The organism is Pseudomonas sp. 3296, assembly GCF_031456615.1.
Lineage (GTDB): Bacteria > Pseudomonadota > Gammaproteobacteria > Pseudomonadales > Pseudomonadaceae > Aquipseudomonas > Aquipseudomonas mucoides.
Genome location: NZ_JAVDUY010000001.1, coordinates 256,183 through 272,865, shown reverse-complemented (window position 1 = coordinate 272,865; position 16,683 = coordinate 256,183). Strand labels below are relative to the sequence as shown.

Genomic DNA, 16,683 nt, shown 5'->3' with positions numbered 1-16,683 from the left:
GTACTACGATGGCCTACAAAAACATCGACGACGTGATGCACGCCCAGCGCGAACTGGTGGAAGTGCTGCACACCTTGCGCCAGGTGGTGTGCGTCAAGGGCTGAACACTTCCACTCACCGAGCGATTACTTGTACTTGATCACGATGCCTTTGAGCTTGCGGCCCTGAATCGTTTCGATGTCGCGGCTCCACAGCGGTCCGCTGACATACGCGCCGACAGTCCCGATATGGTCGTAAACCACGACCACGGCATCGCCGCCAAGCTTGGCGGATTCCTCCCGCAGTTTTTCTTCAACCTGTGTAATCGGCGGGGCTGGATCGACGCTGGCATCGATCAGCACTTCACCCAACCGAACATGCGGGCGAAGGGGCTCGGTGCGCAACACCACCACTTCACTGGCCAGTGTCGGGGCCGGATGTTCGACCCCCACATAAGCTGTGGTCTGGGCATCGACGGTGGCGCAGCCATTGAGCGCGAGCAGGGCGGCGACGAGCCCTCCCGCCAGCAGCGACATTTTGCAGCGGGTGGACCAAGGGGCATGGGCAGGCATAGCGGGTGTCCTCCGAACAAACCGTTGCCACGCGGGTGGCTTGTTGACGGTAGCAGACGGTCCGGGAGTTGCCAGAAAGTCCAACGTTCGCAGGTTGGGCTTTCTGGCCTGAGGCAAAAAAGGTGTTACTGATCCTTCTCGCAGTTGACCATCCACGACACACCAAAGCGGTCCACCAGCATGCCGAAACGCGCCGCCCAAAACGTCTGTTCCAGCGGCATTTGCACGGTGCCGTCTTCCGACAAGGCATTAAAGACCCGTTCCGCTTCAGCGATGTTGTCGACGTTCAGCGAAACCGAAAAACCGGCCATGTCATCGACGGGACGATCCGGTGTGGTGTCGGACCCCATGATGGCCTGATCGCCCACCACCAGACGTGTGTGAATGATCAGGTTATGAAGGTCTGTCGGCACGTGCTCGCCGGCCGGGGTTTCACCGAAGGTCATCATGGCCTCGATCTTGCCGGGCAGGCTTTTCTCATAGAAGGTGAACGCCGCTTTGCAGTCGCCGTTGAAGATCAGGTAGGGATTGATTTTCATGTTGTGCTCCCGGTAACGCAGGAGGCCGGGCGAAGTTGGATCACCCGCCGGCTCCGTAGTGAATAGACGCCATTAGCAAAGCGTTAGAGGGAGGGTTTGGCAAAATTCGTTTAGATGATTTTTCTATTGAAGTGCGGTGTTTTATGGCCTGGACACCTGTGCACCTGACCTTGCATCAGGTGCTCACGCCACTGCGCGTGGCGCCGAAGGCCGCAGTAGACGCTCAATGGCCCCGCTGACCATGTTTTCCAGCAGTTCATCGCGCTCATGGTCATTCAACTCATGTTGCGTCAACCAGCTGGGGGCGCTGTTGAGCAAGTTGGCGATGGCGTGTGCTGTGGCGCGTCTCGCCTGTTCACCGACCCGCGGTTTGGTGCCGAGCATCAGCAGCAGCCGATGTTCGTATTGCTCGCGCAATTGCCGGACTCGCGCCTGTTGCTCATCATTGAGGCAACCACTGTCGCGTTCCGCCAGACGAAAATGCCACGGCATTTCCCGGTGCAGATTCAAATGCGCACGGATCAGGTTTTGCAGCTTGTCGCGTTTCGCCGGGCCCTTTTGATCGAGGCGATCCAGGGTCGCCAGCAGCTCTTCGTAGAACTCCTCGATCAGGTCGAGCAGCAAGTGCTGCTTGCTCGGGTAATGGTGATACAACGAGCCCGAGGAAAGCCCCAGGCACGTCGCCAGCTCACGCATGCCGACCTGACCGAAACCCTTGCTGGCAAACAACTCCAGCACTTTGTCCCGGTACTCGGCAAAGCGCGAGCAACGCTCAGGCATAGGCATGGAAGCCACGTCCTGTTTTACGACCCAGATAACCGGCGGCAACCATTTCCTTGAGCAGCGGAGCCGGGCGGTATTTGCTGTCATTGAAGCCGTCGTAGAAGGCTTCCATGATGGCCAGCAAGGTATCCAGACCGATCAGGTCGGCCAGGGCCAGAGGGCCGATTGGCTGGTTGCAGCCCAGGCGCATGCCCGCGTCGATGTCTTCGGCACTGGCCAGTCCTTCCTGGAACACCAGAATGGCTTCGTTGATCATCGGCACCAGAATCCGGTTGACCACGAAACCCGGGCGGTTGCCGGCGGTGATCGCGGTTTTCCCCAGGGTGGTCGCCATGTCCAGGGCCAGGGCGTGCGTGGCGTCGCTGGTTTGCAGGCCGCGAATCACTTCAATCAGGCCCATCACCGGCACCGGGTTGAAGAAGTGCAGGCCGATGAAACGCTCAGGCTGGCTGACGCTGGCGGCGAGTTGGGTAATCGACAGCGACGAGGTGTTGGAGGCGATCACGCACTCGGCACTGACCTGTGCGGCAATCTGTTGCAGCACGCGCAGTTTCAGGTCAAGGTTTTCGGTGGCCGCTTCGATCACCAGTTGCGCGTTTTTCAGGCTGTCGTATTGGGTGCTGGTGCGAATCCTGTCGAGGGCGACGTGCTTCTGTTCCTCGGTCAGCGTTGCCTTGGCGACCTGGCGATCGAGGTTTTTGCTGACGGTGGCCAGCGCTTTTTGCAGGGCGCTTTCGGAGATGTCGATCAGGGTCACGGTGAAGCCGGCCAGCGCACAGACCTGCGCAATCCCGTTGCCCATGGTGCCCGCGCCGATCACGCCGATGTTTTGCAGATTCATCTTGCCGTCCTTCCACTCATACCTTGCGATACCTTGGCCGTCACAACGGTCGAAGGCGTACTATTGGCCGCGAGTCTAGAACCGGCCGTTCAGTTGTCCTATGCCGCAACTGTTCAACGGTGCTGGTGTTTTTTGCCATTCAAGTGTCAGGGAGCGAAACGTTCACATGCGGGAAAACGACTCGGTTGCCGTTTATTTCGTGCAAGCCATGATCCACGCCCTGGGGGGAGATTCGCAGCGCCTGACGGCTGTGCTGGAACAGGCTGGTATCGACCCGGCGTTGATGGCTGATCCCACGGCGCGGGTGCCGGCCAGCGCGTTCGCCGAGCTGTGGCTGATTCAGATCCGCGAGTTGAACGACGAGTTTTTCCGGCTCGACTCCCACGGCATGCCGCCGGGCAGCTTCGCCTTGATCTGCCGCGCCTTGATCCAGGAACCCGACCTGCACAAAGCCATGCGCCAGTGCCTGGCCAATTTCGGTCTGTTCCTGCGCGACTTCCGTGGCACCCTGAGCGTGCGCGGCAAGCGCGCAATCATCAGCCTCGACACCCACGCGCAAAACGACGACGTCAGCCGTTTCGGCGAAGAGACGTTCCTGGTGCTGATGATCAGCCTGTTGTGCTGGCTCGGCGGACGGCGCATTCCCATCGACCGCGCGGACTTCCGCCATGAGCGCGTGTCCCTCAGCGACGACCGCCTGCTGTGGGGCCCCAACCTGACCTTCGGCGCCGAGCGCACCGAAATCGAATTCGCCAGCCACTACCTGCGCCTGCCGGTGGTGCAAGACCTGGCCTCTCTCAAGGTATTCCTGCGCACGGCCCCGCAATGGCTGGTAATCCGCTTCCGCAACCAGCACGGCCTGGCCTCGCAAGTCCACCAGCGCCTGCGCAACAGCGACTACAGCGAATGGCCGACCCTGCAGGATTTCGCCCTGGAACAACACCTGAGCCCCAGCACTTTCCGCCGCAAACTCGAGCGCGAAGGCTGCTCGTATCAGGAGATCAAGGACGAAGTACGGCGCGGCGTGGCGTTTGAACAATTACGCCAGAGCAAGGCGAGCATCAGCGACATCGCTGAACGGCTGGGCTTTCAGGAACCGAGCGCGTTTCATCGGGCGTTCAAGAAATGGACGGGGGAGAGCCCGGGGCGGTATCGGGCGCGGTTTCAGGTGGAGTGCTCGGGGTGATCCCTGCTTTTGGCCGCCTCACCGCCTTGCTCGACCAGGCCCGACGCGCCTTGCTTCTGGTCTGGGGCACCTCCCGTGGATTGTTCCTCGGCCTGGTCCTGGCCACCCTGATTGCCGGTGTCCTCCCGGCGCTGGCCGCCTGGATCGGTCAACGCATCGTCGACGCGGTGGTCAGCGCCATGCAGTTGCATGCGCAGCAGGGCAGTGCGCCGTTGTGGCCGGTGGTGCGTTATGTGTTGATGGAGGCGGGGGTGTTGGCGTTGTTGTCCGCTACCCAACGGGCGCTGTCGGTTCAGCAGTCGCTGTTGCGCGTGCAGTTGGGGCAGAAGGTCAACACGATGATTCTGGAGAAAGCGCAGACGTTGTCGTTGGTGCAGTTCGAGAATTCCGAGTTTTACGACAAGCTGGTGCGGGTGCGGCGCGAGGCGTCGACCCGGCCGCTGGCGTTGGTGATGAAGTCGTTGGGGCTGATCCAGAACCTGATTGTGCTGATCAGCTTCGGCGTGTTGCTGGTGCACTTTTCGCCGTGGGCGTTGGTGTTGCTGGTGGTCGGTGCGTTGCCGGTGTTTTTCGCCGAGGCGCATTTTTCCGGGGATGCATTTCGGCTGTTCACCCGCCGGGCGCCGGAGAGTCGGCAACAGAATTACATCGAGACGCTGCTGTCCCACGAGGGGTACATCAAAGAGGTCAAGCTGTTCGGATTCGCGCCACTGTTGTTGCAGCGTTATCGCGACACTTTCGCGCGGCTCTACGCCGAAGATCGCCGGTTGACGTTGCGTCGCGATGGCTGGGGGTTTGTCCTCGGCCTGCTCGGCACGGCGGCGTTCTACCTGGCGTATGCGTGGGTGGTGGTCGATGCCGTTCACGGCAATATCACCCTGGGGCAAATGACCATGTACCTGGTGTTGTTCAAGCAGGGGCAAACAGCGGTCAGCAGCAGCTTGAGTGCCATCAGCGGGCTCTATGAAGACGGTCTTTACTTGTCGAACCTCTACGAGTACCTGGCCGAACCGGTGGTGGCCGATACCGGGACGCTCACGGAAGGTGCCGTGCCCGGCGATGGTCTGCGATTCGAGAACGTCGGCTTCACGTATCCGGGGGCGAGTCATGCCGCATTGGAAAGCATTGACCTGCACCTGGTGCCGGGGCGCAGCCTGGCGCTGGTGGGGGAGAACGGCTCGGGCAAGACCACACTGATCAAGTTGCTGACCCGTTTGTACCGCCCCGATCAAGGGCGCATTTTGCTCGACGGCAGCGATTTGCAGACATGGCAGGAGGTCGCGCTGCGGCAGCGCATCGGCGTGATCTTCCAGGATTACATCCGCTACCAATTCTCGGTGGGCGAAAACATCGGCGTTGGCGACACCCTGGCGTTCAACGATGAACAACGTTGGCAGGACGCGGCGGCCCAAGGCATGGCCGCGCCGTTCATCGAGCGTCTGGATCGCGGGTATGCCACGCAGCTGGGACGATGGTTTGCCGGAGGGCAGGAATTGTCCGGCGGGCAGTGGCAAAAGATCGCGTTATCGCGCGCCTACATGCGCCGCAATGCCGATATCCTGATTCTCGATGAGCCGACGTCGGCCCTCGATCCGGCGGCGGAAGCGGCGGTGTTCGAGCATTTCAGCGAGCACACCGAAGGCCGCATGACGTTGCTGATTTCCCACCGGTTTTCCAGCGTGCGCAATGCGGACCACATCATCGTGCTGGACCAGGGCACGATCCTCGAGCGTGGCGATCACGACAGCCTGGTGGAGGCGGGCGGGCGTTACGCGCAGCTGTTCAACCTGCAAGCCCGGGGTTACCGCTAGGCTTGGCTTTCATCAAGCCATCGATCGCCTGGCGATACTGACTGCCACCCAGGCTCATGCTGTTGTTGTGCGTGCCACCGGGCACCAGCAGCAGGCGCTTGGGTTCATTGGCGGCATTGAATAATTGCTGGCTGAAGCGTGAAGGCATGAACGGGTCGGCCAGGCCGTGGACCACCAGCAGCGGCATGTCGATGCCGACGATCTTGTCGATGGAATCGAATTTCTGCGACACCAGCCAACGCACCGGCAGCCATTTCACCGGCAGGTTGCTGTCGGCCACTTGCGCCACGGCATCGCCCAGCGAGGTGAATGTGGACTCGATCACCAGCCCGCGCACCGGCACGGGGTCATGGTGCTTTTTCGCCTGCGCGGCCAGGTCTGCCGCGAGGTCGATGGCCACCGCGCCACCCAGGGAATGGCCGTAGATCAGGCGCTTGTTGGCGTCCGGTTGCATCTGGGTGAAACGCTCCCAGGCCGCTCGGGCGTCTTCGTAAACACTGGCTTCGGAGGGCAGGTCACCTTGGCTTTGGCCGAACCCTCGGTAGTCGATGGCCAGCACCGAGTAACCCATGGCGCGCAATTGCTCGATGCGAAACGCCTGGCCCGTGAGGTTCCAGCGCACACCGTGCAGGTAGAGGATCGACGGCGCATCCCGGCGCGCGGCTGGCCACCACCAGGCATGCAGGTTTTGCCCGGCCCTGAAGCTGGCGGGTTTAATGTCGAACTCCTGCACATCGCTCGGCAGGCCGCGGTACCAAGCGGCGGTGCCCGGCTCGATGCGAAACAGCAGTTCGCGTTCCTTGTATTTGAGCACGCCACAACTCACCGGCAGGCCGACGATCAGCACAGACATGCACAGCAGCGGCAGCCAGCGACGGCCTAAGCGGCTCAACCAATTCGACAACATGCGATGGTCCGGAAGGTTCGCGGGAAAGGACGGGTTTTAACAGATGCGTGGTGGGGGCGGGAAGAATTTCGACAACCGTATAAGATTTTGTGGTGAATTTTCTGGCCCCATCGCCGGCAAAGCAAAAATCCCGATCAATCCACCTTCAACACAATCTTCCCAACATGATCGCCGGCTTCCATCCGCGCATGAGCCTGCGCCACATCGGCCAGCGCATAAACCTTGTCAATCATCGGCAGGCAACGCCCGGCTGCAAGCACCGGCCAGACATACTCACGCAACTGTTCAGCAATCGAGGCCTTTTCTTCGCGGGTGCGTGAGCGCAACAGGGAACCGGTGATGATCGCGCGCTTGGCCATGATCGCCAGCAAGTCAACATCTTTGGCGTGAGCGCCACCAAGAAAGCCCAGCATCACCAGTCGACCCTCCATGCCCAGCGCCGCAATATTGGGATTCAGGTACGAACCGCCCATGATGTCGAGGATCACGTTTACGCCTTTGCCGGCGGTTTTTTGCGCGATGACCTCGGCGAAATCCTGGTCGCGGTAGTTGATCGGCTCGGCCCCCAACTGGCGGATCACCGCACACTTGTCCTCGCTGCCCGCCGTGGCGAATGCCTTGACCCCGAACTCGCGGCACAACATCAACGCGGTGGTGCCGATGCCACTGGTGCCGCCGTGGATCAGGGCGCGCTGGCCTTTGCTGGCGCCGCCCATCTCGAACAGGTTGGCCCACACCGTGAAGAAGGTTTCCGGGACTGCCGCCGCGTGCACCCAATCCATGCCATCAGGGATCGGCAACGTCTGGCCGGCCGGTGCCACGCAATACTGTGCGTAGCCGCCGCCGTTGGTCAGTGCGCAGACCTTGTCGCCCACGATAAATTCGCTGACGCCGGTGCCGATGGCCACCACTTCCCCAGCCACTTCCAGCCCCGGGAACGGACTCATGCCGGGTTTCAGCGGGTACTTGCCGGCCCGTTGAAGCGCGTCGGGGCGGTTGATCCCGGCGGCGTGCACGCGAATCAGCACTTCGCCCGCCGCCGGGGTGGGCACTGGCTCCTGGCGTGGCTTCAACACCTCGGGGCCGCCGGGCTCGGTGATTTCAATCAGGGTCATGGTTTGAGGCAAGGTCATGTCGAAGTCCTGGGATAGAGAAGTCATAACAGTGGGACCGCATTGAGGGAGCGGTGATTCAGTTCAAAACAGGCAGCACATCATCACGACGGTTGAGCAAACGCATGCCCTGTTCCAGCAGCAGTGCAACCACAATCGCACCGGCCGCGATGACAAACAACAAGGCGTGATGACCGCCGCTGGCATTGAACAGCGCCGAATAGGCAAACCCGGCGATGGCCTGAAAGGTGGCGAACGAAACCGTCGCACGGCTCCAGGCCACTTGCTGCTGGTGATGCTGCGCGATCAGTTCGTGAACCCGTGCCAGCGCCAACGGGACGATGCCCGGCGGGAACGAGCCGAGAATCACCGCCAGTAAGGCCAGCGCCGTAAAGGAACTCGATATTGCCAACAGGCCAACGGCAATTGCTTGCACCACCAGCACCACCCGAATACTGACCTTCGCGCCGAACTGATCCGCCAGAAAGCCATAACTCACCGGCCCGACAATCGCGCCGAGGCCATACATCACCCAAATCAGTGCGCCGACGTGCGGCCCGGCACCGAGACCACGGGCGACGTAATCCACCAGGAACACCATCGCGGGCACCAGTCCGGCGGCCATGAACGCATATTGTGCGAACAGCAGGTATACCCGTGGATCAGTGCCGGTCTTGGGCTCGTCGATTGATGGCGCGACGGCTGGGTGGTGCGCCTCTGACGGCCAGCCAAACCAACTGGCAGCGGTGAGCACCAGGGACAACAGGCCAAGACCGAACCAGGTCTGCTGCAAGCCAAGACTCAGCAACGGCGGAACAATCGTCCCCGATCCGGCAATGCCCAGGCCAATCCCGAGAAAAATCGCACCGCTGGCCAACCCTCGGCGCGCTGCCGGCACGTGGGGCAACACGGTTGCGGCCACCAGCACCATGATCGCGCCACCGGCAACACCCGACAGCAGGCGCCAGCCGAAAAACCAGTTCACCGACAAGGGAAAGCCACAGGCGAAGAACGACAAGGTCACGGCAAACATCATCAGCCGCAGCGCGGTTTTGTTGGAGGTGCGTTGCGCGACAGGGCGGCCGATCAGGGCGCCAATCAGATAGCCGACCAGGTTGGCGGCACCGAGGTAAACCACATCGCTGGCGGAAAACCAGTGGGCCTGGATCAACGCTGGAATCAACGGAGTGTAGGCAAACCGCGCCAGGCCAATGCTGACCAGACTGGCGCTGAGGCCGGCGAAGATCGGCAGCCAAATGGCGCTTCGCGAGGGGGTCGATGAGCTGTGCATGAGCAGGATCCTGAGAGGTATTCGCTGGCCTTCAGCCTAACGCGATCTTTTGATGCAATAACGCAGCGATTTTGCGCTACTGTGATGCGAATATGCATCAGCAGGAGAACCACATGAATTGGGATGACGCACGGGTATTTCTCGCGGTGTGCCGAGAGTCGACACTGCGTGGCGCCGCGCGGGTGCTGGGGGTTGATCAGGCCACGGTGGGCCGGCGGATTACGGCGCTGGAAAAGTCCTTGAGTGCCACGTTGTTCCTGCGCACCTCTGATGGCTACGCACTCACCGCAGTGGGCGAGGCGGCGCTGGCGGCCGTGGAAAAAATGGAGCGCTCGGCGCTGGAACTGGAGCGGCAGATCCAGGGGCTGGACGATCGGTTGACCGGACTCGTCCGGGTCAGCACCACCGATTCCATGGCCATCGACTTCCTGATCCCGGCCATTGCGCGCCTGCATCAGCAGCACCCCGACGTGCGCGTGCAACTGGACGCCTCGACGCAGTTCCTCAGCCTGGCCAAACGTGAAGTCGACATCGCCGTGCGCAATACCCGGCCGGACACCCCGGACCTGATCGCGCGACGAATCGCTCGCTGGCCGGTGGGCCTTTTTGCGTCCAAGGCGTACGTGGACGCCAACGGAGTGCCGACACCGGGCTCGGCGTTCGAGGGGCATGATCTGGTGGTGTATCAGCCGTACCTGCAAAACCAGAAGGACATGACGCTGGTGTCGGAGCCGTTGCATCGCGGGCGGATTGTGTCGAGCCTGAGCTCCAGTCTGCTGGTGCGTCGATCCATTGCGGCGGGTATCGGATTGGGGGAAGTTCCGGTGTACATGGGGGAGCGGGACGGGCTGGTCAGGCTCTGGCCTGAACGCACACGACCGCTGCCGTATGACGTCTGGCTGGTGACCCATGCCGACTTGCGGCACACCGCGCGGGTGCGGGCGGTGATCGATGAAATTGTCGCGGTGTTTTCCGGCACCGGCGAATAACACACCTGTAGCAGCCGGACGCAGGCTTCGCCAGCTGCTACAGGGATTTGCGTTTAACAGTTACGGCATTTCAGGCAGCTCTTGCGGGCGCAGGTCGAATACCAGCACTTCGGCATCCGCACCGTTGCTCAACGTCAGCACCTGTTCATCGCGAACCCGCACGCCATCACCTTCCTGCAACTGCACGCCATTGAGTTCAACGCTGCCACGGGCCACGTGCACGTAGGCATAACGGTTCGCGGCCAGTTCCAGCGCAGCGCTTTCCTTGCCGTCGATCAGCGCGGCGTACACCCGTGCATCCTGTCGCACTTTCAGCGAACCCTTGTCGCCGTCGGGGGAGATGATCAGTTGCAGGCGCCCGCGTTTCTTTTGCGTGCTGAAGTGTTCTTGCTGATAACGCGGTTTGGCGCCGCTGACTTGCGGCACAATCCAGATTTGCAGGAAATGCACAGGACGTGTCGCCGAGTGGTTGTACTCGCTGTGGGCCACGCCGCTGCCGGCGCTCATCAACTGCACGTCGCCCGGGCGGATTACCGAACCGGTGCCCAGCGTGTCCTTGTGTTCCAGCGCGCCTTCGAGCACGTAGGAGAAAATCTCCATGTCGCGGTGAGGGTGTTGGCCGAAGCCTTTACCGGCCGCCACGCGGTCATCGTTGATCACCAGCAGGTCGGAAAAACCCTGTTCTTTCGGGTTGCGATAGTTGGCGAAGGAAAAGGTATGGAACGACTTCAACCAACCGTGATTGGCCGCGCCGCGATCAGAAGCTTTGCGAAGGGTCAGCATGATGAAATCTCCTGTTGGGACGTTGATTCGTCCGAGTGAGGAGAAGGTTAATGGTTACTGGTGGGTTCAATAAGTAGATGAAAATTGAAACACTGTCCTGATAAGGTTGACAGTAATGTGCGGACGATCACGCATTCTTTCCCGACGCAGTCGCCACGATTGGCCATAATGCACAGCACCCTTTTAACGCCTTACACACAACCCCCTGTAGGAGTGAGCCTGCTCGCGATCCCGGTGTGTCAGTCCACATTGATATCAACTGATACGCCGCCATAGCGAGCAGGCTGACTCCTCAGGGACCGGTGTCTGGCCGGTATTCTTTTTTGACTTCAGTGATTTCTAACCCATGAAAACCGTGGCAATGGTGTTATTCCCCGGCTTCCTCCTGCTCGACATGGCCGGTCCCATGGAGGTGTTTTCCATCGCCAACCGCTACCTGGCCCCGGCTGACCACTACGTCCTCACGACCATCGGCACCGAACCCGGCGCATTGCGTGCCTCCAACGGTGTCAACGTCCAGGCCGATCTGCACATTGATCAGGCGATTCAAGGTTACGACCTGCTGCTGGTGCCGGGCGGCCCCGGTGCCTATAACGAGAGACACCCGCCGTTGCTCCACTGGCTCTCGGGCGCGGTGAATCGCGCCGGGCGATACGGTTCGATCTGCACCGGTGCTTTTGTGTTGGGGCACGCCGGTTTGCTCGACGGTTATCGCGTGACCACTCACTGGCACTACACCGAACGGCTGATCAAAGGCTTCCCCAAGGCCACCGTGGAGACCGATCAGATTTACGTGCTGGACCGTAACCTCATCACCTCCGGCGGCGTGACCGCCGGCATCGACCTGGCACTGGCGGTGGTCGCCGAAGACCATGGCAAAAAAGTCGCGCAGGACGTGGCCAAAGTGCTGTTGGTGGTGATGAAGCGCCAGGGCGGGCAGGCGCAATTCAGCCCGTTGATGGCCACGGTTGCCCCGCACGAAACGCCGATCACCCGGGTGCAAAACTATGTGCTGGAACACCTGGATGAAGCGTTCTGCATCGAGCGCATGGCGGGTCTGGCAACCATGAGTACGCGGCACTTCACCCGGGTTTTCGCACGGGAGGTGAACATGACACCGATGGAGTTTTTGCAAAACGCGCGCATCGACCGCGCCAGGAGCCTGCTGGAAACCAGTGACCTGCCGCTCAAGACGGTGGCGTTCAAAAGCGGCTTTGGCAGCGTGCGCCACATGCGTTTCCTGTTCGGCGAAAAGCTTGGCCTGACACCCAGTCAGTACCGTGAACAGTTCAGCTAGCGTGTTGTGTCCGTCATGCGCACCTTGATGGCCGGGACGCTCCCTCCGTGGCCGTTGAACCGTCACGCAGGGCTGCCAAGATACCCCTGAACTCTTTGCAAGGGAGGTGCGGGAGCCTGGAAGGCGAGTGCGAAGGTGGGTTGTGGCACTTAGAGCCGGGACAGGTTTTCAGCACGCGAACGTGCATGAACAGCCTCACAGATTTGATCAGCGAAGCGGTGCTGCATTTCGGCCCCTACGCGTTTCACCAACGGCAACGGCTGATCCTGGACGGTGATCGGCCGCTGCGCATGGGCGGGCGGGCCCTGGACATTTTGCAGGTGCTGGTCGAGCGCGCCGGGACGGTGGTCAGCAAGGACGAACTGATTGCCCGGGTCTGGCCGACGTCGGTGGTCGAGGACATCAACCTGCGCGTGCACATTGCTGCGCTACGTCGCGCCCTGGGCGACGGGCAAAACGGTCAGCGCTACATCGTCAACATTCCCCAGCGCGGCTACAGCTTTGTGGCCCCGGTGCAGCACCTGCCGGCAGGTGCACCTGTGTCGATTCAATCCATTCAAAAAGCTCAACACAACCTGCCGGCACGGCTCACGCCGGTGACCGGTCGTGACTCGATTGTCGGCAGTCTGGTGCGGCAGTTGCCGGTGCGGCGTTTGATGACGCTGGTTGGCCCCGGCGGCATCGGTAAGACTACCGTAGCGTTGCGCGTGGCCGAGTTGTTGTTGCAACACTATCAGGACGGCGTCTGGCTGGTTGATCTGGGGGCGATTGATGATCCCGCGCAAGTCGTTGACCACCTGACGCGCACCCTTGAACCCGATGTCGGGACTGCCCTAGAGGCGTTGGCGCGGCGCCACGCGTTACTGGTGCTCGACAACTGCGAGCACCTGCTGCAGCGCTGTCGAACGCTGGTTGAAAGCCTGCTGATTGCGGCGCCCCGGCTGTCGATTCTGGCCACCAGCCGCGAACCATTGTTGGCCGCAGGGGAAACGCTGGTACGTCTGCCGCCACTGGCGGTGCCGCCCATCTGCGAGGGGCAGAGTGTCGCGCAAGTCATGGGCTATTCGGCCGTACAGCTGTTCGTCAGTCGCGCACGCGCCCGTCAACAAGGCTTTGCCCTGCGCGAACAAGACCTCGGCACCGTCGGCGACATCTGCCGCAGGCTCGATGGTTTGCCGCTGGCCATCGAATTGGCCGCCGCGCAAATTGATGCGCTGGCGCTGATGGGGTTGCAAGCGCAGCTCGACAATTGTTTTCAGCTGCTGACTCAGGGCCGGCGCACGGCCGTCCCCCGGCATCAAACCCTGAAAGCCGCGCTGGACTGGAGCTATGACCAACTGAGCCCATTGGAGCAAACAGTGTTGCAGCGCCTGGCCGTGTTCAAAATGGCCTTCACCCTGGACGCCGCCATGGCAGTGATCAATTGCTCGGCACTGCCGCCCGGATGTGTGATGCAAGCGGTAGAACACCTGGCACTCAAATCATTGTTGTCGGTGGAGCAGGGCTGCGGTGTGACCCGCTACCGTTTCCTCAACACCACTCGCCTGTATGCGTTGGAAAAACTCGAGCACAGCGCAGCGTTGCGCGATTTTAAAAGGCGCTACGCCCGTTTTATCAGCCGAGGGCGCTCCACGTCAGCTGGGCAACTGGCGTTGCAACTCGTCGAGTAACCGGCGGACGTTCATCAGGTCCGGTGTGGCAAAGCCTTCGGTGAATTGCTGGTAGATCGGTGCCAGCAGTTCATGGGCCTGTCGATAGCGCCCCTGACGCTGCCAGAGCCGGGCCAGGGACGTGGCGCTGCGCAGCTCCCAGGCGCGAGCGCCCTGGGTTCTGGCCACGTTCAATGCCCGCATCAGCACGGCCTCGGCCGCCTGGTTTTTCAACGGGCAATCCTCTTCCAGCAGCGCATTCGCTTTGGCCCGTAGAATTTCTGCCGTGCTCCAGCCGGCGACGCCGGTATCCGCGCGTTGCAGCAAGGCGTCATCGACGAAACCGCTGTCCAGCGTGACCATGATGTCCTTGATCAACCCACTGCTGGCTGGGGGCGGCAAGTGCTCCTCTGCCTGGTCGATCACCTGCGCGTAGTGACGTGCCCACGTGTAGAACAACAGCACCGAATGTTTTTGCGCTTGCTCCAGCAGCAGGCGCAGGAGCTCGCGAGCGCTGCGGGTGTCGCCGTTGTAGTGGGCGATCAGGCAGCCGGCCAGGGCCAGGGTGTAACAAATGGAGGTGCCATGGTTGATCTGAATCGCGATGTCCAGTGCCTGGCGGGCCGTACGCCAGGCCTGCTCCGGTTGGCCCTGCAACCAGAGGATGCGCGCCAGAATCGTCAGGGACGCAACGCTTTGGTCGTATTGCACGCCAAAACCGTGGGTGAAGCGGTTGAGGTGACCACTGTGGGCCATGCGCTGGATCACTTCTTCGGCGTTGACCCGGGCCCGCCCCTGATCCCCGGCAAAGTGCAACGCGAGCACGCGCAGTCGGTGGGTGCTCAACGCGAGCACGGCGTCGTCATGCCCGCCCAGTCGATCGAACTGCAGGCTCTGTTCCAGCGCCAGTTGATAATTTCCGCAGCTTAGATTGACCGCCATGTGCCCGGACACCGCCCGCAACTGACCGGCCATGTCACCGCACTGTCTGGCCAGGGTTCTGGCGCTGACGAAGGCGTCGATGGTTTCCACAGTGCCGCCCTGGGTGTGGTAGCAGGAGCTGCCGAGGGCCAGTTTCAGGCTCATTTTCAGCTGAGGGCAGGGCTCGGGTGTGGCATCGAGCAGTGCCAGCGCCTTGCGCACATAAATGCCATGTTCCTTGAGCAGCGACAGTTCCTGCCACAGCGGCATGGACGTTGCGGCCAACTGGATGGCCAGTGATTGCGAGCCGTGCCCGTTCAAACCCCAATCAAGCGCCGCGCGAATGTCCTCCAGACCCCGGGCGTACCGCTCGATCCACCGACCGGTCGGGATGAGCTCCCAGTCATTGCGTGCCTGGTGCATCAACGCCAGGCAGCGTTCGGCATGGCGGACTCGCGTGTCCGGCAGGTCGGCGGCCTGGTCGAGTTTTTCCAGGGCGTAGCTGCGTGTGGTGTCGAGCAGGCGATAGAACACGTCTTCGTCGCCCACTTCCACATTCAGCAGCGACTTGGCCACCAGTTGGGTGATTGCACCAAACACGTTGCCGGGGTCGATGTGTTCACCAACGATCACCGCCGCTGCGGATTCCAGGGTGAATCCGCCCCTGAACACGCTCAGCCGGCGCAGGCAGGTTTGCTCGCAGGGCGTCAGCAGTTCGTAGCTCCAGTCGAGCGTGGCGCGCAGCGTCTGGTGCCGACCCAATGCCGGCTGACACCCTTGGGTCAGCAGACGAAAGCTGCCTTGCAGCTGCTCCAGCACGCCGCTTAAACCCAAGTGGCCGACTTGCGCGGCAGCCAGTTCGATGGCCAGCGGAATGCCGTCCAGGCGATGGCAGATGTCGATCAATAGTGGCAGCTCGTAATCACTCAGTTCGAAGCTGTCGTGGCTGGCCATCGCTCGCTCGACGAACAATTGCAGCGCCGAAAACGTCATGGCCTGTGCGCGATCCAGCACGGCGATGGGCGGTGGGCAATCCAGCGACTCAAGGCGCTGGACGAACTCGCCTTCGGCCCGCAGGCTTTCGCGGCTGGTGGCCAGAATGTGCACCTCGGGCGCGGCGCGCAGGGTGCTTTCGCAGAGCAGGGCGATGGCGTCGACCAGGTGTTCGCAATTGTCGATGACCAGCAGCATCTGGCGGTCGCGCAGGAAGGTTGCCAGTGCGCCCACGGGGTCGCCATCGTGCAGGGACAACTCCAGCAGCGTCGCCAAATGCGCGGTGATCATCAGCGGGTCGTTGATCGGTGCCAGGTCCAGCAGGCGAATGCCGTCCCGGTAGCGCCCGATCAACTGTTCGGCGACGCGCAGGGCCACGGTGGTCTTGCCGATGCCGCCGGGGCCGACGAGTGTGATGAAGCGCTGGCGTGCCAGTTGTGTCACCAAATGATCGACCAGGGATTGGCGCCCGATGAGCCGGGTGCGGCGCACGGGGAGGTTATGGCCGTTGGGCACCGGTCCTTCGAGTTCGGGGTGCTGCTCGATCCGTTCCAGCGAATAGGGCGCGACAAAGCTATAGCCGCGCTGTGCCACGGTGACGATGTAGCGCTGGCCGGCCTGGCCATCGCCGAGGGCTTTACGCAACGCCGCCATGTGCACCCGCAGGTTGATGTCCTCCACCACGCTTTTGGGCCAGACCGCCGCAATCAGTTGCTGCTTGCTGACCACTTGCCCGGCGTGCTCCAGCAGGATCAACAGAATGTCCATGGCACGTCGGCCCAGGCGCAGGGGCTGGTCGGCCTCCATCACCAGGCGTTGTCCGGGGTAGATCCGGTAGGGGCCGAAATGCACAGCCTGTTCGGGGGAAAGGGTCAACGTGTCGCTCCTGCTTGCATCCGTCTAATACGCGGTTTTCGAGCATATTCCGCAGGTTTTGAGATCAGTGCAATCCGGGTGGCAGGTGACTGTCGGGTGTTCGCTGCGACTGTCTGTCCCCGCCACCCTGGGCCGGTGCCGTGTTTACGGTAAC

The 16,683-nt window shown here is 61.8% G+C and carries 14 protein-coding genes and 1 pseudogene; 6 read left to right on the top strand and 9 right to left on the bottom strand.

The window, feature by feature from the left end:
- Positions 1-8: 8 nt before the first annotated feature.
- A pseudogene (locus J2X66_RS01315) lies at positions 9-104 on the top strand (RtcB family protein); the annotation flags it as partial.
- Positions 105-125: 21 nt separating this feature from the next.
- Here J2X66_RS01315 and J2X66_RS01310 read toward each other — a convergent pair.
- The 4 genes from J2X66_RS01310 to J2X66_RS01295 form a co-directional block, all read right to left on the bottom strand.
- Positions 126-551: a hypothetical protein gene (locus tag J2X66_RS01310; protein WP_310259909.1), complete on the bottom strand. Its 426-nt coding sequence runs from the start codon at positions 549-551 to the stop codon at positions 126-128.
- 125 nt (positions 552-676) lie between these two features.
- Entirely contained in the window at positions 677-1,090 is a 414-nt protein-coding gene (locus J2X66_RS01305; protein ID WP_310259907.1) for a VOC family protein, read from the bottom strand.
- Positions 1,091-1,273: 183 nt separating this feature from the next.
- Positions 1,274-1,876 (bottom strand): TetR/AcrR family transcriptional regulator, encoded by a 603-nt coding sequence (locus J2X66_RS01300; RefSeq protein WP_310259904.1) that lies wholly within the window; start codon positions 1,874-1,876, stop codon positions 1,274-1,276.
- Entirely contained in the window at positions 1,863-2,714 is an 852-nt protein-coding gene (locus J2X66_RS01295) for a 3-hydroxybutyryl-CoA dehydrogenase (protein ID WP_027921426.1), read from the bottom strand. Before J2X66_RS01295 ends, J2X66_RS01300 begins: the two co-directional genes overlap by 14 nt.
- 166 nt (positions 2,715-2,880) lie before the next feature.
- Between J2X66_RS01295 and J2X66_RS01290 the strand changes: the two genes are divergently transcribed.
- Both J2X66_RS01290 and J2X66_RS01285 read left to right on the top strand, forming a co-directional pair.
- Positions 2,881-3,900: an AraC family transcriptional regulator gene (locus tag J2X66_RS01290; RefSeq protein ID WP_310259901.1), complete on the top strand. Its 1,020-nt coding sequence runs from the start codon at positions 2,881-2,883 to the stop codon at positions 3,898-3,900.
- Positions 3,900-5,711: an ABC transporter ATP-binding protein gene (locus tag J2X66_RS01285; protein ID WP_310261409.1), complete on the top strand. Its 1,812-nt coding sequence runs from the start codon at positions 3,900-3,902 to the stop codon at positions 5,709-5,711. Before J2X66_RS01290 ends, J2X66_RS01285 begins: the two co-directional genes overlap by 1 nt.
- On the opposite strand, the gene J2X66_RS01280 is transcribed toward J2X66_RS01285, so the two are convergent.
- The 3 genes from J2X66_RS01280 to J2X66_RS01270 form a co-directional block, all read right to left on the bottom strand.
- Entirely contained in the window at positions 5,683-6,618 is a 936-nt protein-coding gene (locus tag J2X66_RS01280; RefSeq protein ID WP_310259898.1) for an alpha/beta hydrolase, read from the bottom strand. The genes J2X66_RS01285 and J2X66_RS01280 overlap by 29 nt on opposite strands.
- Positions 6,619-6,752: 134 nt before the next feature.
- The gene (locus tag J2X66_RS01275) at positions 6,753-7,751 is read right to left on the bottom strand and encodes an NAD(P)H-quinone oxidoreductase (RefSeq protein WP_310259895.1); all 999 of its coding nucleotides are present in this window, start codon (positions 7,749-7,751) and stop codon (positions 6,753-6,755) included.
- Between the two features lie 58 nt (positions 7,752-7,809).
- Positions 7,810-9,021, bottom strand: a complete 1,212-nt coding sequence (locus J2X66_RS01270; RefSeq protein ID WP_310259892.1) for a YbfB/YjiJ family MFS transporter — start codon at positions 9,019-9,021, stop codon at positions 7,810-7,812.
- Positions 9,022-9,134: 113 nt separating this feature from the next.
- Here J2X66_RS01270 and J2X66_RS01265 point away from each other — a divergent pair, with 113 nt between their 5' ends.
- On the top strand, positions 9,135-10,010 hold the full coding sequence (locus tag J2X66_RS01265) for a LysR family transcriptional regulator (RefSeq protein WP_310259889.1): 876 nt from the start codon (positions 9,135-9,137) through the stop codon (positions 10,008-10,010).
- A gap of 60 nt (positions 10,011-10,070) precedes the next feature.
- Here J2X66_RS01265 and J2X66_RS01260 read toward each other — a convergent pair whose 3' ends face one another.
- Positions 10,071-10,793: a pirin family protein gene (locus J2X66_RS01260; RefSeq protein ID WP_310259886.1), complete on the bottom strand. Its 723-nt coding sequence runs from the start codon at positions 10,791-10,793 to the stop codon at positions 10,071-10,073.
- A 346-nt stretch (positions 10,794-11,139) separates the two neighbouring features.
- On the opposite strand from J2X66_RS01260, the gene J2X66_RS01255 reads away from it, so the two are divergent.
- Together J2X66_RS01255 and J2X66_RS01250 are read left to right on the top strand one after the other, a co-directional pair.
- Positions 11,140-12,090 (top strand): GlxA family transcriptional regulator, encoded by a 951-nt coding sequence (locus J2X66_RS01255; protein WP_310259884.1) that lies wholly within the window; start codon positions 11,140-11,142, stop codon positions 12,088-12,090.
- A 185-nt stretch (positions 12,091-12,275) separates the two neighbouring features.
- Positions 12,276-13,760, top strand: coding sequence for a winged helix-turn-helix domain-containing protein (locus J2X66_RS01250; RefSeq protein ID WP_310259881.1), 1,485 nt, complete (start codon positions 12,276-12,278; stop codon positions 13,758-13,760).
- Here J2X66_RS01250 and J2X66_RS01245 read toward each other — a convergent pair.
- A complete protein-coding gene (locus J2X66_RS01245; RefSeq protein WP_310259878.1) occupies positions 13,725-16,529 on the bottom strand; it encodes a winged helix-turn-helix domain-containing protein in 2,805 nt (934 codons plus the stop codon). The two genes, J2X66_RS01250 and J2X66_RS01245, sit on opposite strands and share 36 nt — an antisense overlap.
- Between the last annotated feature and the right edge of the window lie 154 nt (positions 16,530-16,683).